Below are 22,292 nucleotides of genomic sequence, written 5' to 3'. Positions count from 1 at the left end.
TCTGAACCCTGCGTTAGCTGCGGCGCCAGTCGCGCGGCGTGCAGCCGAAGCGATGCCTAAAGCGACGGGTGAAATGCGACAGATCGGAGAAACCCCAGTCGAACGCGATGTCGCCGATCGCTCGTCCGGCGATCGCGGGCTCCTTCAGGTCGCGCGCGGCGCCGTCGAGGCGGCGGTCCATCAAATAGCTGGCAAACGTGGTGCCGGCGCGCTCGAACAGCTTGTGCACATAACGTTCGCTGATGCCGATCCCGGCCGCGATGGCGGCAACGCCAAGCCCGGGCTCGCGCAGCCTGCGGTCCACGGCGCGGCGCAGCGCAAGCCATGTCGCATCCGCGAGACCGGCGCTCTCGGCAACCCCGGCGCGGCTGCTGCGCGACAGGCTGAGCGCGACGAGATCGAGCAGCACGCCGAACAGCCGCGCGTTGTCCGCATCCGATGCGCGGAGCGCCGAGGTGTTGAGGACCTGCGCGGTCTCGGCGATCAGATGGCCGACGAACGGATCGTCTGAGACCCGCGCCGGTGCGACCTCCGGCGCCGACGGCAGCCGTTCATCGAGCGCCTCGGCCGGCACCCAGAACGAGGCGACCTGCAGCGCGGGGCCGCGGTCGTGCAGCAGCGAGAACCGCTGCCCGCTGTCGAAGATTCCGACCTGCCCCGGCGACAGGCTGATCTCGCGCCCTGCCTGCCGGATCCGGCAGCGGCCGGCGAGCTTGAGATTGAGGTAGTAGCAGCGCCGGCTCGACGCCGCGATGTCGGCGGCCGAGCGCCGCACGACATGCTCCGGGAAGCTGACCCGGTTGACCGCACCGTCGCCGAGCGCAACGGTCTCGACGCGGGCGAGGAAGCCCGGCGTCGCCGGAGGTTCCGGCGTCAGGTTCATGAAGGCCTGGCAGATCGCCTCGCGGTAATAGGCGAACTGCTCGCCCGGCCTGGTGTCCGCGGTATTCCAGCTCAGCCTGCGCGAGCGATCCGCGGCGGCGATTTGCTGCATCAGTTCACTCCGAGCCCAATCCGGTTCGGTTACAGCCAAGCGCGTTCCGTAGGCCCGGGTCAATATCCATCAGGAACTGCTTGAACCCGGCGCGTATCCCGGGCCGTCCCGGACGCCGCAATCGATCTAACCAAACCACGCAGGGAGGTACAACATGTCGACCTATGTTCTCGTCCATGGCGCCTGGCATACCGGCGCCGAGTTTGAGCCGGTTGCGGCTGCAATCCGCAGGGACGGCCACGTCGTCCACACCCCGACCATCAGGGGTAACCGGCCCGGGGACAGGAAGGATTCCGGCCTCCCCGAGGCGATCCAGTCGATCGTGGACTATCTCGCCGAGCACGACCTCAAGGACATCGTGCTGGTCGGCCACAGCTACGGCGGCATGATCATCACCGGCGTTGCCGACGCCGCCGCGGATCGCATCCGCCGGCTGGTCTACTGGAACGCCTTCGTGCCGAACAATGGCGAATGCCTCAACGATATGGTGCCGCCGCACTATCGCGGCCTGTTCGATGCCATTTATGCCGAACGCGGCGACGGCTCGGTGGTCCTGCCGTTCCCGATCTGGCGTGAGGCCTTCATCAACGACGCCGACCTCGAAACGGCGCAACGCGCCTATGACAAGCTCAACCCGCATCCCCTGAAGACCTTCCAGGACAAGATCGCGCTGAAGACCAATCCGGCCGAGATGCCAATCGCGAAATCCTACGTCAACTGCACCGAGGATACGGCGATGCCGCACAGCCTGCCCTGGCACCCGCGGCTGTCGGAGAAGCTCGGGCTGTTCCGTCTGGTCCAGGTGCCCGGCAGCCACGAGCTGTGCTTCTCCAATCCGGAGCGCCTCGCGCAAGCCTTCCTCGACGCCGGCCGCGACTGAACCACGTCGGAGCTACGCGACCGCCCTGTACTCCGGCGCGGTCGCCAGGAAGCGCGCATAGGCGTCCGCGTCAGGCGGCGTGAATTTTTCGACGAGCGGGTTGCGGCGCGACGCCTTGGTGCCGATGTCCGCCAACAGCTCGTCGAAATGTTTGAAGTGGTAGGGCGCGACGCACAGCCCGCCATAGACGCCCGCCGCCGGCCGCTCGACGCGCTTGAAGTTGAGCATCATCGCAATGTTGTCGTGCATCTCGGCCGCGCTCGGCTGGTGCGCGAGCTGACCGTCGGCATAGCGCACCAGCCAGTTCGCGGCGAGGTCGGCGCACAGCACCGTGCAGAAGCTCGAATTGAAGCCGACAAATCCCATGTCGGGCAGATCGGGATTGGCGATCAGCCGGTAGAGCCGGTACTGCCCGTCGGGCTCGACCAGCTTGTTCTGATACTCCTCGGGGAGGAACGGCACACCGAGCTTGTAGCCGATCGCGAGCACCGCGACGTCGGCCGCGACACGCTGGCCGCCGTTCATCACAATGGTCTTGCCATCATAATGATCGAACGTGCCGCGCACCGCCTTGATCCGGCCGTCGGCAACCATCGGATAGAAATCGGGGGTCGCGATCGGCACCGCGCAGTTGACGCCGTCCTCGATCCGCTCCTTCGGCACCATGTCGCATTGCTTGAGCTTGAGTTGCATTTTGAGCATGCTCTCGAGCCCGCGCCAGTTCGCCCAGACCAAGGGTTTTGCGACGGCATGCGCAAGCCGTGCCATCGGGCCGATGCCCCAGCTCGCAAACATCTGCTCCTGCGCGCGGATGTAGAGGATGCGCTTGAAGTTGACGAGGCCACCGACGAAATAGGGGATACGCCAGACCGGCTCGCGAAACACGATGGTGACCTCGCTGGCGCCGGAATTGACCGCATTCACGGCGATGTCGGTCGCCGATTTCGAGCCGCCGAGCACGACGACCTTGCGGCCCTTGGCCAGATCAGGATCGCTGTATTGCGACGAGTGCAAGATTTGGCCGCCCTGCGCCTTGAAGCCGTCCTCGCCAGCAAGCGGCAGCGTCTGCGGCTCGTTGAACTGCCCGGTGCAGACCGCGACAAAGTCAAAATCCTCATGGCCGGCGGCGCCGTCGGTCGAGCGCAGTTCGAGCGTCCAGCCCGGCCTGCCGTCGGCGCGGCGCTTCATCGCCTCGACCCTGGTGTCGAACCGCATCGCGCCGTCGAGCCCATGGCTGCGCGCATAGTCACGTAGATAGGCATGAACCTGCGGGCCCTTCGGCCATTCCGGATAGGCCTCCGGCATCGCCTTGTCGGTGTAACGATACAGATCCTTCGGGCTTTGGGTCTGGACATCGGGATAGGAGCGCGCCGGCTCCCAGACCCCGCCGAGATCGCCGCTGCGCTCGATGATGGTCACCTTGTGGCCGCGGCCGGCAAAGGCCTTGCCGGCGGCGAGCCCGGAAATGCCGGCGCCGATCACGCACACATGCTTCTGCTTGACCATGAAACCGCTCCGAATTGAATGAACAGGTCCAATTTCCTCAAGGCGCACGCGTCTCCGTCATCGCCGGAGCCAGCTCCGGCGATTGCCGCCTCGCGTGCGTATTGTTTGTGGCCCCAGGCCTAGTCGTTGGCTTCCGGCGGCAGGAAGTCCACCTCGTGCTGGGCGGAGATGCGCACCACTTCGGTGGGGTCCTGCAGATTGTGCAGCTTGTCGAACAGCGCCTCGAGCTTCTGCATCGGCGACACCCAGAACAGCGCCCGCGCCGGCTTGTCGGACTTGTTGAAATAGCCGTGCGGAATGCCGCGCGGCATGCGCACGAGGTCGCCGGCCTTGGCCTGCACCCAGACGCCGTCGAGCTTGAGGTCGAGCACGCCCTCCTGCACCAGGATGAATTCGTCCTGGGTCGGGTGGACGTGCACCGGCACGAACTGGCCGGGATCGCTGTTGGTCTCGAACGCGAAGGTCGAGTCGGTGACCGCCTTGGGATAATAAACCTGGCCCAAAATATTCCAGGTCTTGCCGCCGTAGCCGGTGCCGGTTCGGGTAATGCCTTTCTCGAGCGTGCCCATGTCAGCCTCTCCAGTTTTGATGCGTCTTGCGGACACGGAGCCTGTCGCCAGCCGGAAGGGCTGTCTAGCCGATAAACGAATCCCGACCCGACACGATCATGCTGCAATGCGGGAGCGTCGAGCAGGGCGTCTGCCCAATGCCGCCGCATCGTCCTGCGCGCCGATCGGGCAGATTGCGCGACGAAACGGCGTTCCCCTTTGCCGGCGGATGCACTAGGCTGCATGATGTTTTAGACCTCAAACAACTCCGGACGGCCGGCGTGACTGCGACGGGCAACGAGGTTTCGGCAAGGGCAAGTTCGACAAGGACGAGGCTCACGGATTTCGCGCGCGTCGCGACGGCGCGCGTCGATGACGCGGCTGAAGCGATCGGCCGCATCTTCTGCCCACACGAGTTGACGCCGGTCGATCACTCCGAGCGCGATTTCTCCGCGCAGCACAATTGCGCAGGCTTCGACGGGTTCTCGGTCAACTATGTCGCCTATGGCGGATCGGTCACGATCAATCCCGGCTGCCTCGACCGCTTCTTCCTGTTGCAGATGCCGCTGTCCGGCTCGGCGACGATCCGGACCGCCGCGCGCGAGCTCACCACGGGGCCGCAACACTGCGCCTCTCTGCTGTCGCCGACCATTCCGACCGAGATGACCTGGCGCGGCGACTGCGCCCAACTCATCGTGCTGCTCGACCGCAAGCTGGTCGAGCATCGCGCCGCGGCCCTTGGCGGCGTCGCGGTCCGGCCGGTCGAGTTCGATCCGGCCGTCGCGCTCACCGGGCCGCTCGGGCAGACGCTCTCGGCCAGGATCGAGCAACTCGTTGCGGTCGCCGAGCAGCTCGGGCCGCGCAAAACCTTGTCCGCGATCGCGGCCGCCGATTGGCGCGAGTCGTTTCTCAACGCCCTGCTCAACGGGCAGCGGCACAGCCTGAGTTCTGCAATCGATGTCTTCAACGGCCGCGCCGAGGCCCAGCCGGCGGCGTTGAAGCGCGTGCGGGCCTATCTGGAGACGCGCGCGACCGAGCCGCTTGACCTCGCCGAGCTTGCGGAGATCGCCGGCACCGGCATCCGCGCGCTGCAACTCGGCTTCCGCCGCCACTTCGGCACCACCGTGTCCGAGATGCTGCTCGACATCCGCCTCGCCCATCTCAACGCCCGGCTAAAGACGGCGCGGCCGGGCGAACGCATCGTCGATATTGCGTTCGACCTCGGCTTTACCCATCTGAGCCGGATGGCGAGCGCCTACCGCGCCAAGTTCGGCGAGAGCCCGAAGACGACCCTGCAGCGGCTGAGCTGAGCGGCGGTTCCGAGCGATGTGGCCGGGCCCTGCCCATCCGGCCAGTATCGCGGTCAGCCGCGACATCCCAGATTGAGGGAAGCCAACGGAGTTTCCCATGACCGAACCGACCGCCGAACCGACCACCCTCGCCTCGCTGTCGTCAGCCCTTTCGGAGACCATTGCGCGCGCTACGCCCGCGGTCGTCTCCGTGCATTCGCATCGCGCGCGCGCATCCGGCTTTGTCTGGAAGGCGGGGCTTGTCGTCACCGCCGACGAAGCCCTCGCCGACGAGGGCGAGGTCGAAATCCAATTCGCCGACGGCAGCCGCAGGCCAGCAACCGTCGTCGGGCGCGACCACACCACCGACGTCGCGCTGCTGCGCGTCGGCGGCGACGTCGCGCCGATCAAGCTTTCCACAGAGATCCCCGCGCTGGGATCGCTCGCGGTGATCCTTGCCGCCGACCGCGGCGCGCCGACCGCGCGGCTCGGCATGGTCTCGTTGTCCGGCGCGCCGTGGCGCAGCCTGCGCGGCGGCGAGATCGACGCGCGGATCGAACTGGACGTCCGGCTGCGGCACAGCCAGCAGGGCGGACTTGCGCTGAATGCCGCGGGCGAGCCATTCGGCATGGCCGTGCTCGGACCGCGCCGCGTGCTGACGATCCCGGCCGCAACCATCGAGCGGGTCGCGACGCAGCTGGAGAAAAGCGGCCGCATCGCGCGCGGATATCTCGGCGTCGGGTTGCAGCCGGTCCGTCTCGACGACGGCCTCGGCGCGATGGTGATGAATGTCGACAAGGCCGGGCCCTCGGCCGCTGCCGGCATCCGCCAGGGCGACGTGATCGTTGCCGTAAACGGTGAGAAACTGTCGGGCGTGCGGGCACTGTCGCGCGGCCTCGGGCCGCAAAGCGTCGGCACCGTGGTTGAGCTCACCGTGCATCGCGGCGGCGAGCCGCTGAACGTCAAGGTCACGGTTGGCGAGAGGCCCGAGACGTGAGCAGTGAGCCGGCCCCCGACATCGTCATCGCGCTCGAGATCGACGATCCCGCGGTGGCCGACCGGCTGGCGACGCTGCTCGGCAGCGTTGCCGGCCTGCGGTTGGCCGCGCCGGGCGAGCAGGCAACGGCTGCGATCGTCGCCCGCAACCGCGAGGCCGCAGGTGCCGGCGACTTCGAGCTGACGCCGCGCGAGCTGGATGTGCTGGCGCTGCTGGCCGAAGGCGCATCCAACAAGATGATCGCGCAGCGACTCGGGATTTCGGTCCACACCGCCAAGTTTCACGTCGGCTCCCTGCTCGACAAGCTCGACGCCACCGGCCGCACCGACGCCGTCGCCCACGCCGCGCGGCGCGGGGTGATCAATTTGTGAAGGGTGGGACGTACAAGGTTGATTCTGGCGGATTGATATCTATCCCTTCATCGTCCAGGCGAAAGCCAGGACCCATAACCACCGCATTTGGTGATGAACGGGATCGCGGCCGCAGCGTCGCGCAACAATTGAGATTTGGGGTAATGGGTCCTGGCTTTCGCAAGGACGACACCGAGTGTGTGGCGCGATTCAACTTCAGATGAACTCGCAGATCAGCATTCTCGCGACATGATTTGTCCGAGCTTTGCTCTTCATTCCGCCCTCTCTTGAACAGAGGGCGCAGGGAAAGCCGGGTGCCGATTGCACCCATGGGCCCCGAGCAAAGGTAGAAAGCTCGGGGGTAGGACCACAGGTGTAACCGGAGCAATCCGGCTTTCCCTGCGCGATGGGTTACGGCTTATACGTGCTCTCCCCGGCGAGACTGGGCTTGTTTGTCACCGTCTTCGCAAGGAGCATTCGCGCTTTGCGAAAAGACACCGGCCGCTAGGGCGTCAGGACCACACGACTTCACCGTCCGCTTCGCGTGCCCTCGTCAGTGCCACGCTCGGCGTCCACCGCATCTCACCGCAACACCCGTGACGATGCGCAGCGCCCCTCGATCGGGTGAGATGCGTCGCTTATACACGGAATTTTCATTCCGATAAACCGAAATATTTTTCACGCAGCCACTGGACAACGACCCCAACTCAGTGATTGCGAAAATTCCGCCATGCGGACGCTTAGACCAATTGCGTAGGTAGTCGTCCGGATACAGACGCCTTCGCGATCTGGCTATGCAGGCTCAGCTCACAAAAAGAAACGGCATGAAGAAGCTGATCGATCGTCACCGGGACATTGAATACACCCTCACCAACATCGAACCCGACCTCTGGAGTTGGTCGTTCGACATCAACGGCAAGACCAAGCGAGGGATCACGCGCGCGAGACTCGACCTGTTGGCGCGGCGCCGGGTTTGCACGCTGATCGATCGCGAATTGAAAGGCGCCGTGCGGACGAAGCCGAGAGAGCCTGGCTAGGCCGGTTGCCACCGCGTTCGCTCAAGACAATGCGATGACAGCCGCAGCAACATCGAGCCGCGGCCCGGCGTATCGCCGGTCGTCCGGCCCGCCCTCGCCGCAGCCGACGCTCCAGACTGCGGGCCAGGAAAAACGCTCGAGCCCTGTCGCCGATATCGCCGTGCACGACGTCCAGCGCGTGTCGCCGCTGCGTCGCCACAGCACGCCGCCCGGTCCCATATCGAGGTAGAAGGCAACATCGAGCGCGAAATCGGCGTCGGCGCCGAGCTCGGGACCGATCCAGTAATGAGGACTGCGCCCCTGCTCGCGTCCCAGGATCAAGGTCAGCGTCTGTTTCGGCCCGCGCAATCCGAGCCAGAGCGGCGCGATCATCCCGGGTGCGGGCGTGCAGAGCAGCGTTTGTGGCGCGGCGGCGGCCGCGGCGGTGCGGCCCGATAAGCTCAGGGCGATAATCGTGGCGGGCGCCGGCGTTCCGGATGATGGCGCAGGGCTCATCCCGCGCGGCAGTGGCGACCACGACGCCTGATCGAACGACGGCAGCGGCCATGCGAGCCGCTCGCGCACGACGCCTTCGGTGTCGAGCACCTGATAGCGAAGGCCGTCCCGATCGAGCGCGGCCTGCACGCAATGCAGATACTCGATGCCCTCGGGCATCCGGTGCGCGGTGCCCGCGCCGGCGGTGCAGAGCTGCAGCACGCCGCGATGGACCTGAACGTCGAAGGCGAGGATGTGGCTGCACAGATAGGCGGTCACATCGGCGCGCACGAGGATATCCCAGAAGCGCGCACTGTATTCGTGGCCGATCTCGCGCTGATAGGCGCCGCTGTAACCATTGATGGGGAATACCGGATGATGGCCCAGCACCAGTTTGTGCCTGGCATCCCCGTGCTGGGCGAGGACGGATTCGAGCCAGTCGGTCTCGACATGCCCCTCGCCACCGAGCCCGCTCCACAGCGTATGGACGAACACCATCAGAAGATCGTCGCGGCGAACCCAGTAGGACAGGCCTTCCTGACCGGGCGGGCCGTTGTGCGGCAGCTTCAGCACCTCGCGAAACACCGCCTCGCTCATTGCGTCATAGGTAGTGTGGTTGCCGGTGGTGTGCCACATCGGCACCTCACGCCGGTCGAGCCATCCCATCTCGGTGTCGAGCCAATGCTGCCATTGTGCGCGCAGCGCACCGGCGTCCGCCGTGAGGCCGATGATCTCGTCGCCGGGAAAGAGAATGAACTCGGGCTGCGGATGCAGCCGGCGAACCACATCATTCACCGCGGCGAAGGTGCGCTCATGCAGCGCGCCTGCTACCCCCGAGCAGGAATCGGCATAGAGCACGAACTGGTGGCCCGAATTTCTCGGCAACAGAGACGGAATTGCATCATGCATGGTCGGACCACGTCCTCGCGAGCCACATCATAGAAGAAGGCAAGCTGATCGCTCAAGGCAGACATTCGCGCGCGCGAGGTTGCGGCCGGCCTGGGCTTTTGAGATCGTGTGCCGCGCATTGCTGATGATCAGGGAGTTCCGGCGTGGCCATCCTCAAGGACTTCACCGTGGGATTCTACAAGATCCCGCTCCCGGTCGTGCTGAGCGACAGCACGCATGGCGAAATCAAGGCGTTCGAGCTCGTCACGATCCGCGCCCGCGACGCCGATGGCGCGGAAGGCACCGGCTACACCTACACGGTCGGCCGCAATGGCGGCGCCATCGCCGATATCCTCCGCCGCGAAATCCCCGAGATCGCGCGCGAGATGGAGGCCGACGACACCGAACAGCTCTGGCACAAAGTGTGGTGGGCGCTGCATTATGGCGGCCGCGGCGGGCCGGCGGTGCTTGCGCTCTCCGCGCTCGATATCGCCCTGTGGGATCTCAAGGCGCGCCGGGCGTCGCTGCCGCTGTGGCGGCTGCTCGGCGGCTTCGACCGCCGCGTGCCCTGCTATGCTGGCGGCATCGATCTCGATCTGCCGCTGGATAGATTGCTCAAGCAGACCGACGACAACCTCGCCAAGGGTTTTCGCGCCATCAAGATGAAGGTCGGCCGCCCTCACCTCGCATCCGATGTGGCGCGCGTGAAGGCGATGCGCGGCCATCTCGGCGACGAGTTTCCGCTGATGGCCGACGCCAACATGAAATGGACCGTCGAGGAGGCGATCCGCGCCGCGCGCGCCCTGCAACCGTTCGACCTGACCTGGCTCGAGGAGCCGACCATTCCGGATGACGTCGCGGGACACGCCCGCATCCTGCAGGCCGGCGGCGTGCCGATTGCGGCCGGAGAAAACCTGCGCAGCCTGTGGGAGTTCAAGCCCTACATCGCCGGCGGCGCGCTGTCTTATGCCGAGCCGGACGTCACCAATTGCGGCGGCGTGACTAGCTTCATGAAGATCGCGCGTCTCGCCGAGGCCTTCAACATCCCAGTGACCAGCCACGGCGCGCATGACATCACCGTGCATCTGCTGGCGGCCTGCCCGAACCGCTCGTATCTCGAAGCGCACGGCTTCGGCCTCGATCGCTACATCGAGCACCCGCTGGTTCTCGAGCAGGGCATGGCGATCGCGCCGGATCGGCCGGGGCACGGCATCGCCTTCGACTGGAAGGGACTGGAGCGGCTCAGCGCGGGATGATGGAACAGCTGGCTCGGGCTATCGGTTGCAGTGGCGGATGAATGTTACATTCCTGGCGTACAGGTAAGTGTAAGGGTCGACCTGTTCGAGCGCGTGGTGCCGCATCACCCAGTCGCGAACCTCGGGCGCATAGGCCGACATCATTAATTGGGTCTCGCCGGGGTTAATGCTGCGATCGCCGTGATGTGCAGCGTGAAACATGAAGTAGCCGCTCGGGGTAATGCAGATCTTGTTGAGGGGAACGGTCCCCAGGACCGTCGTGCAGGACGACTTGCAGCGGCCATCGATCACCACGCGGTCATACTCCGCATTGACTTGCGAGTACTTGTAGATGTGCGCGGCGGTGTTGCCGCCAGGGTCGTGAAGATAGTAGATCTTCTCCGCGTAGGCGGAACCGGCCATTACCAACGTGAAGATGGTGATACTGACCACGGCGAGCATCCGATACATATGACTTCCCCTCTTACTGTCCCCTCTACTTCAACGGGCATTTCGGGATGAGTACTATGCGTGGGTCGCTTTCGCAACTTCCGTCGTTGGACCCTTTGTTGGACCCTTGTTGGACTCTTGGCGGGACACGGTTGGGCAGGCCGACGATACCCGCTCTTGAAGCCAAGCCGAAAGACATAGCTTCAGGTCGCGGATCGGGTCTGCAAGCAAGTGCCCTAGTCGGGCTCGCGGCAAGCTGCTAGCCCTTTGTGGTTCAGATTGCTCAAAGCGCGACGAGATTGGGTTGAATCGTCATCGCGCTTTGAGCTCATTGTTGGGGCATGATCTCCGCGCAAACGCGTTCCGTGTTTGTCGCGAGGGAAAACCGCTTCACACTTTTCCGGATCATGCTCCAGCGAGTTAAGGGACCGAAGCAAATGGACAACCGTAGTGATGTTTGGCGCGGGGTCGACACGATCAAGCCGCGATTCATCGAATTGAGCGACCGGGTCTGGGCGATGCCCGAGGTCTGCTACACCGAGGCACGCTCATCCGCCGAACATCTGGCCGAACTGCGCCATCAGGGCTTTCGCATCACCGAGAACCTCGCCGACATTCCGACCGCGGTGATGGGCGAATGGGGTGAAGGCGGACCCGTGATCGCCTTCCTCGGCGAATATGACGCCCTGCCCGGCCTCAGCCAGGAGGCCGGCGTCGCCGAACCCCACCCGGTCGAGAGCGGTGGCCACGGCCATGGCTGCGGCCACAATCTGCTGGGTTCGTCGGCGCTGCTCGCCGCGACCGCGGTGAAGGACTGGCTGGCCGCCAACAAGGTGCCGGGCCGGGTGCGCTATTACGGCTGTCCGGCCGAGGAAGGCGGCGCGGCAAAGGCCTTCATGGTGCGCTGTGGCGCGTTCGAGGATGCCGACATCGCCATCACCTGGCATCCGCACAGTTTCTGGGAGGTGGCGGTGACGCCGTCGCTCGCCAACACAAGGGCCGATTTCAGCTTCACCGGGCGGACCTCGCATGCGGCGGCCTCGCCGCATCTCGGCCGCAGTGCGCTCGACGCGGTTGAATTGATGAATGTCGGCGTCAACTACATGCGCGAGCACATGCCGAGCGATGCGCGCGTGCATTACGCGCTGCTCGACACCGGCGGCATCGCGCCGAATGTGGTGCAGGCCCATGCCCGCGTGCGCTATTCGATCCGCGCCCGCGACCTGCCCGGCATGAACGAGCTGGTCGAACGCGTGCACAAGATCGCGCAGGGCGCTGCGCTGATGACCGAGACCAAGGTGGAGATGAAGATCATCTCCGCGGTCTCCAACATCCTGCCCAACACGCCGCTGGAGCAGACGCTGCACCGGATCATGGAGGATCTCGGTCCGCCGCATTTCGACGATGCCGACAAGGATTTCGCCGGCAAGATCCGCGCGACCCTGACCGAGAAGGATATCGCCTCGGTGTATTACGCGATCGGCATGGAGCCGACCGACCGGCCGCTCGCCGATTTCCTGGTGCCGATCGACGCCAAGCGCAATCCGCTGATCGGCTCGACCGATGTCGGTGACGTCAGCTGGGTGGTGCCGACCGTGCAGGTTCACGCACCGACGGTTGCAATCGGCACGCCGTTCCACACCTGGCAGGTTGTGGCGCAGGGCAAGACGCCGGCCGCGCACAAGGCGATGGTGCAGGCCGCCAAGGCGATGGCCGGCCTCGGCGTCAAGGCGCTGCTGGAGCCGGAGCTGATCGAAGCCGCCAAAGCCGATCTCAAGAAGCGGACCACCCGCACTCCTTATATCAGTCCGCTGCCGGCGAATGTTGCACCGCCGTTGGACATGTCGGTCGCCTGACGCGCCACATTTGCGGCCGGGCTCCTCGGGGGCCCGGCCAGAGCGCCGTTCCGACTGGATCGGAACAGAGCTGGATTTTGTTTTGACGCGTTTTCTTCGCGCCAACCGGTATCGGCATCCACTTCGCTCGAAAACGTGTTTGCGTGACAAAAAGGCATCTCGGAACAAAGGATAACGAACAAATTTTCCGCACTGCGAGGCGCGCAGAGACGGGCTTTGGCACCGAAATGCCGAACCGATGTGCGGCCGCGCGAGGTTCTGCACAAGCGATAGCCAAAAGACCTATGCGCCGGGCCCCGGGAGCCGTTGACCTTGGCGGTCATTCGGTGTGCCATCCTGCCGCCAAGACGGCGGCCGGTTCCCCGGCCCGCCGCAATCACACGTGAGCCGGACCGAGGGGACTATGTTCGACAAGAATCTGCGTGGCATGATCGACGACGTGAGGGACGGGCGGATGGATCGCCGCGCCTTCGTCAAGCGAATGATTGCCGTCGGCCTCACCGCTCCGATGGCGAACCAGATCCTCAGCCTCGGCGGCGTTGCGATGGCGCAGAGCCCCAGCCCCTACAAGCCGACCAAGCGCGGCGGCGGCGGTCCACTGAAACTGCTGTGGTGGCAGGGCCCGACCCTGCTGAACCCGCACTTCGCCACCGGCACCAAGGACCAGGACGGCTCGCGCGTCTTCTACGAGCCGTTGGCGAGCTGGGATACCGAAGGCAAGCTCAACCCGATCCTTGCCGCGGAGATCCCGTCGATCCAGAACGGCGGGCTCGCCGCCGACGCCAAGTCGGTGGTCTGGAAACTCAAGCCCGGCGTCAAATGGCACGACGGCAAGCCCTTCACGGCGGATGACGCCGTGTTCAACTTTGAATATTGCAGCGATCCGGCAACGGCGGCCGTGAGCGTCGGCTCCTATGGCGATGTCAGCGCGGTCGAAAAGATCGACGACCTCACCATTCGCGTCGTGTTCAAGAAGCCGACCCCGTTCTGGGCGAACGCGTTTGTCGGCGCCTATGGCTGCCTCATCCCGAAGCATCTGTTTGCGGAGTACAAGGGCAGCAAATCCCGCGAGGCGCCGAACAATCTGAAACCGGTCGGCACCGGCCCCTATAAATTCGTCGAGTTCAAGCCGGGCGACCAGATCCGCGGCGAGATCAACCCCGACTACCATATGCCGAACCGGCCCTATTTCGACACGTTCGAACTGAAGGGCGGCGGCGATGCGGTCTCGGCGGCACGCGCCATCATCCAGACCGGCGAGTATGACTACGCCTGGAACATGCAGGTCGAAGACGAGGTGCTGCTGCGTCTCGAGAAGGGCGGCAAGGGCAAGACTGTCTACGCCCCCGGCGGCGACATCGAGTTCATCGCCATCAACTTCACCGACCCGAACACCGAGGTCGACGGCGAACGGTCGTCGATGAAGACCAAGCATCCGATCCTGTCCGATCCCCGCGCGCGCCAGGCGCTGGCGCTGCTGGTCGACCGCGACTCCGTCAAGAAGGCGATCTACGGCCGCGCCGGCCGCACCACGGCCAGTTACCTCAATGGCCCCGAGGAGTTCGTCTCCAAAAACACCAGATGGGAATTCTCGATCGAGAAGGCAGCCGCGCTGCTCGACGAAGCCGGCTGGAAGGTCGGCTCGGACGGCATCCGCGAAAAGGACGGCAAGAAGCTAAAGCTGCTGTACCAGACCTCGATCAACGGACCACGCCAGAAGACCCAGGCGATCGTCAAGCAGGCCTGCCAGAAGGCCGGCATCGACGTCGAGCTGAAATCGGTGGTGGCCTCGGTGTTCTTCTCCTCCGACGTCGCCAATCCCGACACTTACGCAAAATTCTACTCCGACATCGAGATGTTCCAGATCCCGATGACCCAGCCCGATCCGGCGCTGCACATGCGCCGCTATCATTCGCGCAACATCGCCACCAAGGAGAACAAGTGGCAGGGCGGCAACTTCCCGCGCTGGGCCAACAAGGACTTCGATGCCGCGGTCGATGCCGCCGAGAACGAGATCGATCCGCTCAAGCGCGCCGATCTCTACATCAAGTGCAATGACCTGATGTGGCAGGACAACGTGGTGATTCCGGTCATGCACCGCATCAAGGTCGGCGCCGCGTCGAATACGCTGCGCCCCGTCATCAGCGGCTGGGCCAACGACCTGGATAATTTGCAGGATTGGTACAGGGACGCCTGACGACGTCAGTCGAACGGATTGCTCCCTCATGAGTCAGTATATCCTTCGTCGCCTGCTGATCGCGATTCCGAGCCTGCTCGGAATCTCGCTGGTGCTGTTCGTCGTGCTCGCACTCGCGCCCGGCGACCCGTTCTCCGAGCTCGCGACCAATCCAAATGTGCCGCCCGAAGTGCAGGCCGCGCTTCGGGCCAAGTTCGGCCTCGATGACCCGATCTATCTCCGCTACCTGCATTGGCTGGCGGCGATGGCGCAGGGCGACTGGGGCTTTTCCTTCGTCAGCCGGATGAATGTCGACACGCTGATCCTGCAGCGGCTGCCGGCGACACTCTATATCATCGGCTCCGCCCAGCTGCTCGCGCTCCTGATTGCGATCCCGGTCGGCGTCTATGCGGCGACCCGGCCCTATTCGCTGTTCGACCAGATCGCCAACACCTTCGCCTTCATCGGCTTCTCGCTGCCGACCTTCTTCACCGGCATCCTGTTCATCCTGGTGTTTTCGGTGAAGCTGGACTGGCTGCCCTTCGTCTACACCGACGTGCCGGGCAGCGGGATCAAATGGGCGCTGGAGATGATCCGGCAGGCCATCATGCCGGTGATGGTGCTCGGCCTGTTCCAGGCGGCGTCGATGACCCGCTTCGTGCGCTCGGCGATGCTCGACGTCATCCGGCTCGACTATGTCACCACCGCCCGCGCCAAGGGCCTCGGGCAGGCCAAGGTGATCGTCAAGCACGTGATGCGCAACGCGATGATCCCGGTCGTCACGCTGATTGCACTACAAATGCCTGCCGTGTTCGGCGGTGCCATCGTCACCGAGCAGATCTTCCGGATTCCCGGCATCGGCTCGCTGCTGATTTCCTCCATCCTCGCCAACGACACGCCGGTCATCATGGCCGTCACCTTCGTGTTCGCGTGCCTCGTTGTGCTGTTCAACCTGATCGCAGATGTGCTCTATGGCTGGCTTGACCCTCGCATCTCCTTCCGCTGAGCGGCGCGGCTATTCGCCCTGGCGCGAGACCTGGCGCCGCTATCGCCGGCACAAGCCGGCCGTGGTCAGCGCCGTGCTGCTGTCGGTGCTGATCCTGGCCGTCGTGATCGGGCCATTCATCTGGCGCGTCGCCATCAACGACGTCGACGTCGTGGCAGGCCTGCAGGGCCCCTCGCTGGCGCATCCGTTCGGCACCGACGATCTCGGCCAGGACCTGCTCGCCCGCATGATCTATGGCGGACGCATCTCGCTCGCAGTCGGCCTTGCCGCAATGCTGGTCTCGGTGTTCGTCGGCACGCTGATCGGCGCGCTCGCCGGCATGTCGCGCGGCGCGCTCGGCTACGGGCTGATGTGGCTCACCGACCTGTTCCTGTCGCTGCCGCAACTGCCGCTGCTGCTGCTGCTGATCTATCTGTTCCGCGACGGCCTGAGGGCGGTGTTCGGCCCGGAGGGCGGCATCTTCATCCTGATCGTGCTGGTGATCGGCGGCCTGCGCTGGATGCCGGTCGCGCGCCTGGTGCGCGCCCAGTTCCTGTCGCTGCGCGAGAAGGAATTCGTCGAGGCGGCGCGCGCGCTCGGCGCGAGCCCGGTGCGGCAGGTGGTGCGCCACATCCTGCCCAATGCGCTCGGACCCGTGATCATCGCCGGCACGATCGACGTCGCCGCCGCCATCATCGCGGAATCGACGCTGTCATTCCTCGGCCTCGGCTTCCCGCCTGACACCCCGACCTGGGGCCGCATTCTCTATGACGCCAAGGACTTTCTCGACATCGGCCCGCATTGGGCACTGTTTCCGGGCGGCGCGATCTTCATCGCGGTGGTCGCCATCAACTTCATCGGCGACGGGCTGCGCGACGCGCTCGACGCGCGCAAGGTGATCTGATGGCGCTGCTCGAGATCAAGGGCCTGAAAACCCATTTCACTACCGACGACGGCATCCTGCAGGCGGTCGACGGCGTCGACATCAGCATCAATCGCGGCGAGACGCTGTGCGTGGTCGGCGAATCCGGCTGCGGCAAGACCGTCACCGCGATGTCGATCCTCAAGCTGATCGCGATGCCGCCGGGCAAGATCGTCGCAGGCGAGATCATCTTCGAGGGCCGCGACCTGGTGCCGCTGACCAGCCACGAGCTCGACGACATCAGGGCCAAGGAGATCGGCTTCATCTTCCAGGAGCCGATGACCTCGCTCAACCCGGTGCTGACCATCGGCGAGCAGATCTCCGAGAGCCTGCGCCGCCGCGAGGCGGTGACCAGGAAGCAGGCGCTGGAACGTACCATCGAGATGCTGAAGCTGGTGCAGATTCCCAACGCCGAAGGCCGCGTGCATCACTATCCGCACCAGTTCTCCGGCGGCATGCGCCAGCGCGTGATGATCGCGATGGCACTGGCCTGCCGGCCCAAGCTCGTGATCGCGGATGAGCCGACCACCGCGCTCGACGTCACCATCCAGGCGCAGATCCTCGACCTGCTGCAGGACATGAAGGAACGCCTCGGCATGGCGGTGATGCTGATCACCCACGCAATGGGCGTGGTGGCGGAGACCGCGCAGCGTGTCGTCGTGATGTATGCCGGCAAGGTGGTGGAGGAAGCAGGGGTCGACGAATTGTTCGCCGATCCGCGCCATCCCTACACCCAGGGCCTGATCCGCTCGATCCCGCGCATCGATCTCGACGCCGAGCACAAGACCCGGCTGGAGGCGATCGGCGGCTCGGTGCCGATCCTGATCAATCCGCCGCCCGGGTGCCGTTTTGCGCCCCGCTGCAAACACGCCATGAGCATCTGCGCCGAACAGGAGCCGCGGCTGCGCGAGATCGCGCCCGGCCATCGCATGGCCTGCCACCTCGGAGACGCGTCATGAGCGAGCCGCTGCTGCGCGTCAGCAATCTGAAGAAGCACTTTCCGGTGCTCGGTGGCCTGTTGTCGCGCGAGGTCGGCCAGGTCTATGCGGTCGACGGCGTGTCGTTTTCGGTCAACCGCGGCGAGACGCTGGGGCTGGTCGGCGAATCCGGCTGCGGCAAGTCGACCACCGGCCGCTGCGTGCTGCGGCTGATCGAGCCGACCTCGGGCGAGGTCGTGTTCGACGGAAAGAGCGTGATGGGGCTCGGCGGCGGCGATCTGCGCGCCATGCGGCGCAACATGCAGCTCGTGTTCCAGGACCCGTTCGCGTCGCTCAATCCGCGCATGACGGTTGGTACGATCCTCGCCGAGCCCTTGATCATCCATAACCTCGTGACCTCGGCCAGCGAGCGCGAGGACCGCGTCGCTCGTCTGCTGGTCAAGGTCGGGCTGAAGGCCGACCACATGCGGCGCTATCCGCACGAATTCTCCGGCGGCCAGCGCCAGCGCATCGCGATCGCCCGCGCGCTGACGCTGGAGCCGAAGCTGATCGTGTGCGACGAGCCGGTCTCGGCGCTCGACGTCTCGATCCAGGCCCAGGTGATCAACCTGCTGGAGGATCTGCAGGCCGAGCTGAACCTCACCTATCTGTTCGTCGCCCACGATCTCTCGGTCGTGGAGCACATCTCGGACCGCGTCGCGGTGATGTATCTCGGCCGCATCGTCGAGCTCGCCAAGGCCAGCGATCTCTACCGCAACCCGCAGCACCCCTACACCAAGGCGCTGCTCTCGGCGGTGCCGGTGCCGGATCCCAAGGCAAAAAAGTTGCGCATCCGGCTCAAGGGCGATGTACCGAGCCCGATGAATCCGCCGAAAGGCTGCCACTTCCACACCCGCTGCCCGATCGCCGAGGAGCGTTGCCGGCAGACCGCGCCGGAGCTGCTGGAGGGCAGCAACGGCCACTCCGTGGCGTGCCATCTGGCTTAGGCGGGGATTGCTCTGTAGCGCACTCTGCTCCCCGACCGTCACCCTGAGGAGCGCGCTCTTGCGCGCGTCTCGAAGGGTCGACGGCCACCAGCCGGGGCCGATTCATCCTTCGAGACGCCGCTTCGCGGCTCCTCAGGATGACGGCATAGAAAGCAAGCTTGAAGATCAGCGTCTCCGCTTCTTCGCGGCGTTCGTCTTGGCCTTTGGCTTAGCTTTGGCTTTTGCCTTCGGCCGTGAGACAGGCGCATCCCTCACATCCTCGCTCTCGCTCGCTTCCGCCCGCAGCGTGTCGAGCAGCCAGTCGCGGAAGGCGCGCATGCCCGGTGTTATCTCCCGCGACTTCAGCCAGGTCAGCCAGTAGGAGCCCGCCGGCGCCTCTGCCGCGAACGGCCGCAGCAGCCGGCCGGATGCCAGCTCGTTGTCAAACATCGCAATCGGCACCAGCCCGACGCCGACGCCGCGCGCCGCGGCCTCGGCCATCGCCACCGAACTGTCGAAGATCGGCCCCTGGATTTTTGGGCACGGCGCGCCGGCCACCGCAAACCATAGCGGCCATTCCTCGGCGCGGTAGGAGCGCAGCAGAAATTCTTGCGCGAGGTCGGACGGTTTGCGCAGCCGGCTCGCCGCATCGGGGCAGCACACCGGCGACAGCGGCGCGGACAACAGATGGATCGCCTCGGTGCCGTGCCACGAGCCATCGCCGAAGCGCAGCGCAAGATCGAGCCCGTCGCCCGCGATGTCGACGCGGTTGTTGTTGGTGAGCAGGCGCAGGTCGATATAGGGATGCGCGCGCTTGAAGCGGTCGACCCGCTGCAGCAGCCATCCGGTCGCAAACGTCGTGACGCAGCCGACGGTGACGACCTCGCGCGTGCCCTTGGCCTCGATGCGGTCGATCGCCGCTCCAATACGATCGAGCGCATCGCTCAACACCGGCAGCAGCGCCAGCCCTTCATCGGTGAGCACGAGCCCGCGCGGCAGGCGGCGGAACAGGCTCGCGCCAAGCGACTCCTCGAGCTGCTTGACCTGGTGACTGATCGCGGTCTGCGTCACGCGCAGCTCCATCCCCGCACGGGTGAAGCTCAGCAACCGCGCGGACGCCTCGAAGGCGCGCAACGCATTCAGCGGGAGATGCCGGCGCACGGCGTCATGACCAAGTTTTTCTCATGCCTGGCTGTATAAATGATTGTTTGTCGATCGTCACGCCGTTCGGCAGGTTCGCGCCGCCAACGGAGAACGGGAATCGACATGCTGACGAGGCGGACATTTGGATTGCGCACGCTGGGCCTTGCGATGTGCTGCACCCTGCCGCGGCCAAGCGCCGCGGCGGGACAGAGTGCAGCGGCGCTGCGGCTGCAGCAGGAATTTGCACGCATCGAGCTGGCGACTAGCGGCCGGCTCGGCGTCGCCGCGCACGACATGGAGACGGGATTGCGCGCGAGTCAGCGCGGCGACGAGCGGTTCCCGATGTGCAGCACCTTCAAGGCGCTGGCCTCGGCCGCGGTGCTGCACCGGGTCGACCGCGACGAATCCAGCCTCGATCAGCGCGTGCAAATCGAGGCCAAGGATATCTTGGCCTACGCGCCAGTCACCAAGGAGCACGTCGGGTCGAGCATGACGCTGTCCGAACTCTGCGAGGCCGCCATCACGCTCAGCGACAATACCGCCGCCAACCTGCTGCTGCGCGAGATCGGCGGACCCGCCGGCCTCACCAGCTTCTTCCGCACCATCGGCGACAATGTCAGCCGGCTGGATCGCTGGGAGGTGGCGCTGAACGAGGGCGTATCAGGCGATCCGCGCGACACCACGAGCCCTGTGGCGATGCTGAAGAATCTACAGCGCGTTGCGATCGGCGATGTCCTGCAGGCCACCTCGCGCCAGAGGCTCATCGACTGGATGGTCGCCAACAAGACCGGCGACGCCCGGCTACGCGCCGGCGTGCCCCGCGACTGGCGGGTTGGCGACAAGACCGGCACTGGCGAGCGCGGCACCTATAACGATATCGGCGTGTTCTGGCCGCCCGGCCGCAAGCCGATCGTGGTGACGGTCTACCTGACCGGGGCAAGTGCTCCCATGGACAAGTGCAACGAGGTGATCGCCAATGTCGCGCGCGCCGTTGCGAATGCGAGTACCGGACAGACCGGCTAGCACGCTGCGCGGCTTAACTTCGCTGCGCGGCTTGGCAGGCACGGAGGATCATGCGACGTTGAACCGAAATGGCAATGCCGTCAGCATGCCATGTCGGAGGAAGACGTCGTGTATCGCCGCATCGCCCTCGCCGCGCTGCTTGTTGCCGGCAGCGTCCAAATTAGCTTCGCGGCGGCTGACCCGGCGCGGTGCCGCGAGCTGATCCGCAAATACGACACCGATAAGGCGCAGCTCAGCGCAGTCGAGATCTCGCTGACCTTGTTCGCCGCCGCCAATGCCGATTGCATCAATCTCGCCACCGAGCTGCTCGATGGCGGCGCCTCGGTCGATGCGCGGGACCGGCTGGGCGCAAGGCCGCTGAGCCACGCCGCCCGCTCCGGCCATCTCGACATGGTCGATTTGCTGCTGGCGCGCGGCGCGCCGGTTGATGCACGCAACCTCGCGGGATCGACCGCGCTGTATTTTGCCGCCGAGCGCGGCCATGCCGCGATCGTGCAGCGCCTGATCGACCGCGGCGCCGACGTCAATCTCACCGGCCGCAGCGGCGCATCACCGGTCGCGGCTGCCGCCTATGCCGGCAGGGACATGGTGGTGCGCATGCTGCTGGCACACGGCGCCGACGGCCGCAAGGCTGATGACACCGGCAAGCCGCCGGTCGTGTACGCCGCCGCCGGCGGTCAGCTCGGCATCGTCAAGCAGCTGCTCGCGCTCGGTATCGACATCAACGCGCGCTACGCCAACGATCTCACGCTCTTGACGTGGGCCGCCGGGCCGGACGAGACCGTGCCTGAGGCGCAGGCGCTCGAAATCGTCTCATATCTGCTCGACGCCGGCGCCAAGGTGGACGATCGCGATGCGCGCGGACGCACCGCGCTGATGATTGCCGCCGAGGGCAATCATCCTGCAATCGCGAAAGTACTGCTGGCCCATGGCGCCGACGCTGCGCTGGCCGACAAGGCTGGGAAGCACGCCGCCGACCTCACCATCCTCTCAGCGCTGCGCGAGGAGCTGACGCCGCGCTAGCAATCGCGAAGGCGACGCGCCCCCTCTCCCGCGCAACTCACAGCCCCGCCAGATACTCCACCAGCGCGGCGAGGTCGTCGGGTGAGGTTGCCAGCATCAGGTCGGACATGCCGGGGTTGTTGCCGCGCGCGCGGGTGCGGAAATCGGCGATGGTTTTCGCGAGGTAGTCGCGTCCCATTCCGGCAAGCCGCGGCACCGTGCCGTCGCCCTGGAAGCGGTCGAGGTGGCAGGCCGGGCAGCCGACCGAGCGGCTGGCGCTGACCGCCTTCTCCGCGACATCCTTCGGCGCACTGGGCTGGCCGAGATCGGGCCATGGCTTCTGCGAGAAATATTCCGCGATCGCCAGCATGTCGTCGCGCTCGAATTGCGTCGCGATCGGCTGCATGATCTCGCTCTTGCGGTCGCCGCGCTTGAAATCGCGGAGCTGGATATAGAGATAGCCGGCCTGCTGGCCCCAGATCGTCGGAATGGTCTTGTCGATGGGTTTGCCGTTCTCGCCGTGGCAGCCGGCGCAGACCTGCACCTTCTCCTCGATCGTCTCCGCCCGCACCTCGGCCGCCATCAGCAACAGCGCGGCGCTACAAATCATCAATCTGCCGAACATCTGCTCATC

The 22,292-nt window shown here is 65.5% G+C and carries 21 protein-coding genes; 14 read left to right on the top strand and 7 right to left on the bottom strand.

Annotated features, from left to right (window positions below):
- Positions 1–13: 13 nt before the first annotated feature.
- Entirely contained in the window at positions 14–994 is a 981-nt protein-coding gene (locus HAP48_RS25370; protein ID WP_166209182.1) for a helix-turn-helix domain-containing protein, read from the bottom strand.
- Between the two features lie 154 nt (positions 995–1,148).
- Here HAP48_RS25370 and HAP48_RS25365 point away from each other — a divergent pair, with 154 nt between their 5' ends.
- The gene (locus HAP48_RS25365) at positions 1,149–1,874 is read left to right on the top strand and encodes an alpha/beta hydrolase (protein ID WP_166209185.1); all 726 of its coding nucleotides are present in this window, start codon (positions 1,149–1,151) and stop codon (positions 1,872–1,874) included.
- A gap of 12 nt (positions 1,875–1,886) precedes the next feature.
- Here the strand turns inward: HAP48_RS25365 and HAP48_RS25360 are convergent, their stop codons facing one another.
- Together HAP48_RS25360 and HAP48_RS25355 are read right to left on the bottom strand one after the other, a co-directional pair.
- Positions 1,887–3,380: a flavin-containing monooxygenase gene (locus HAP48_RS25360; protein WP_166209188.1), complete on the bottom strand. Its 1,494-nt coding sequence runs from the start codon at positions 3,378–3,380 to the stop codon at positions 1,887–1,889.
- 119 nt (positions 3,381–3,499) lie between these two features.
- Positions 3,500–3,949 (bottom strand): cupin domain-containing protein, encoded by a 450-nt coding sequence (locus HAP48_RS25355; RefSeq protein WP_166209191.1) that lies wholly within the window; start codon positions 3,947–3,949, stop codon positions 3,500–3,502.
- 260 nt (positions 3,950–4,209) lie between these two features.
- Between HAP48_RS25355 and HAP48_RS25350 the strand changes: the two genes are divergently transcribed.
- From HAP48_RS25350 to HAP48_RS25335, 4 genes are all read left to right on the top strand, one after another.
- Positions 4,210–5,238, top strand: coding sequence for an AraC family transcriptional regulator (locus HAP48_RS25350; RefSeq protein ID WP_166209194.1), 1,029 nt, complete (start codon positions 4,210–4,212; stop codon positions 5,236–5,238).
- A gap of 97 nt (positions 5,239–5,335) precedes the next feature.
- Positions 5,336–6,214 (top strand): S1C family serine protease, encoded by an 879-nt coding sequence (locus HAP48_RS25345; protein ID WP_166209197.1) that lies wholly within the window; start codon positions 5,336–5,338, stop codon positions 6,212–6,214.
- Positions 6,211–6,585, top strand: a complete 375-nt coding sequence (locus HAP48_RS25340; RefSeq protein ID WP_166209201.1) for a response regulator transcription factor — start codon at positions 6,211–6,213, stop codon at positions 6,583–6,585. The genes HAP48_RS25345 and HAP48_RS25340 overlap by 4 nt, the downstream gene beginning before the upstream one ends.
- An 803-nt stretch (positions 6,586–7,388) precedes the next feature.
- Complete coding sequence (locus HAP48_RS25335; RefSeq protein ID WP_166209204.1) at positions 7,389–7,601, top strand: hypothetical protein; 213 nt, start codon at positions 7,389–7,391, stop codon at positions 7,599–7,601.
- Positions 7,602–7,622: 21 nt separating this feature from the next.
- Here HAP48_RS25335 and HAP48_RS25330 read toward each other — a convergent pair whose 3' ends face one another.
- Positions 7,623–8,984 carry a metallophosphoesterase family protein gene (locus tag HAP48_RS25330; RefSeq protein ID WP_166209207.1) on the bottom strand — a complete coding sequence of 454 codons (1,362 nt, stop codon included), beginning with the start codon at positions 8,982–8,984 and terminating at the stop codon, positions 7,623–7,625.
- A 143-nt stretch (positions 8,985–9,127) separates the two neighbouring features.
- On the opposite strand from HAP48_RS25330, the gene HAP48_RS25325 reads away from it, so the two are divergent.
- Complete coding sequence (locus HAP48_RS25325) at positions 9,128–10,219, top strand: mandelate racemase/muconate lactonizing enzyme family protein (RefSeq protein ID WP_166209210.1); 1,092 nt, start codon at positions 9,128–9,130, stop codon at positions 10,217–10,219.
- A gap of 18 nt (positions 10,220–10,237) precedes the next feature.
- On the opposite strand, the gene HAP48_RS25320 is transcribed toward HAP48_RS25325, so the two are convergent.
- A complete protein-coding gene (locus HAP48_RS25320) occupies positions 10,238–10,669 on the bottom strand; it encodes a hypothetical protein (RefSeq protein ID WP_166209213.1) in 432 nt (143 codons plus the stop codon).
- A gap of 416 nt (positions 10,670–11,085) precedes the next feature.
- Here HAP48_RS25320 and HAP48_RS25315 point away from each other — a divergent pair, with 416 nt between their 5' ends.
- From HAP48_RS25315 to HAP48_RS25290, 6 genes are all read left to right on the top strand, one after another.
- Positions 11,086–12,504 (top strand): M20 family metallopeptidase, encoded by a 1,419-nt coding sequence (locus HAP48_RS25315; protein ID WP_166209216.1) that lies wholly within the window; start codon positions 11,086–11,088, stop codon positions 12,502–12,504.
- A gap of 403 nt (positions 12,505–12,907) precedes the next feature.
- Positions 12,908–14,701, top strand: a complete 1,794-nt coding sequence (locus HAP48_RS25310; RefSeq protein WP_166209219.1) for a peptide ABC transporter substrate-binding protein — start codon at positions 12,908–12,910, stop codon at positions 14,699–14,701.
- Between the two features lie 28 nt (positions 14,702–14,729).
- Positions 14,730–15,686 (top strand): ABC transporter permease, encoded by a 957-nt coding sequence (locus tag HAP48_RS25305; RefSeq protein ID WP_029080430.1) that lies wholly within the window; start codon positions 14,730–14,732, stop codon positions 15,684–15,686.
- Positions 15,652–16,569 (top strand): ABC transporter permease, encoded by a 918-nt coding sequence (locus tag HAP48_RS25300; RefSeq protein ID WP_029080358.1) that lies wholly within the window; start codon positions 15,652–15,654, stop codon positions 16,567–16,569. Before HAP48_RS25305 ends, HAP48_RS25300 begins: the two co-directional genes overlap by 35 nt.
- Positions 16,566–17,546 (top strand): ABC transporter ATP-binding protein, encoded by a 981-nt coding sequence (locus HAP48_RS25295; protein WP_166216030.1) that lies wholly within the window; start codon positions 16,566–16,568, stop codon positions 17,544–17,546. The genes HAP48_RS25300 and HAP48_RS25295 overlap by 4 nt, the downstream gene beginning before the upstream one ends.
- A complete protein-coding gene (locus HAP48_RS25290; protein ID WP_176399233.1) occupies positions 17,543–18,511 on the top strand; it encodes an ABC transporter ATP-binding protein in 969 nt (322 codons plus the stop codon). The genes HAP48_RS25295 and HAP48_RS25290 overlap by 4 nt, the downstream gene beginning before the upstream one ends.
- A gap of 165 nt (positions 18,512–18,676) precedes the next feature.
- On the opposite strand, the gene HAP48_RS25285 is transcribed toward HAP48_RS25290, so the two are convergent.
- Positions 18,677–19,651: a LysR family transcriptional regulator gene (locus HAP48_RS25285; RefSeq protein WP_166209222.1), complete on the bottom strand. Its 975-nt coding sequence runs from the start codon at positions 19,649–19,651 to the stop codon at positions 18,677–18,679.
- 105 nt (positions 19,652–19,756) lie between these two features.
- Between HAP48_RS25285 and bla the strand changes: the two genes are divergently transcribed.
- Both bla and HAP48_RS25275 read left to right on the top strand, forming a co-directional pair.
- Positions 19,757–20,656, top strand: coding sequence for a class A beta-lactamase (gene bla, locus HAP48_RS25280; RefSeq protein WP_166209225.1), 900 nt, complete (start codon positions 19,757–19,759; stop codon positions 20,654–20,656).
- A gap of 108 nt (positions 20,657–20,764) precedes the next feature.
- Positions 20,765–21,679, top strand: coding sequence for an ankyrin repeat domain-containing protein (locus tag HAP48_RS25275; protein ID WP_166209228.1), 915 nt, complete (start codon positions 20,765–20,767; stop codon positions 21,677–21,679).
- 37 nt (positions 21,680–21,716) lie between these two features.
- Here the strand turns inward: HAP48_RS25275 and HAP48_RS25270 are convergent, their stop codons facing one another.
- Positions 21,717–22,283, bottom strand: coding sequence for a c-type cytochrome (locus HAP48_RS25270; protein ID WP_224496578.1), 567 nt, complete (start codon positions 22,281–22,283; stop codon positions 21,717–21,719).
- Positions 22,284–22,292 lie beyond the last annotated feature (9 nt).

It is taken from the genome of Bradyrhizobium septentrionale (assembly GCF_011516645.4).
In the GTDB taxonomy this organism is placed as follows: domain Bacteria; phylum Pseudomonadota; class Alphaproteobacteria; order Rhizobiales; family Xanthobacteraceae; genus Bradyrhizobium; species Bradyrhizobium septentrionale.
The sequence above is the reverse complement of the archived record's forward strand: the minus strand, read 5'-3'. Positions and strand labels throughout refer to the sequence as shown.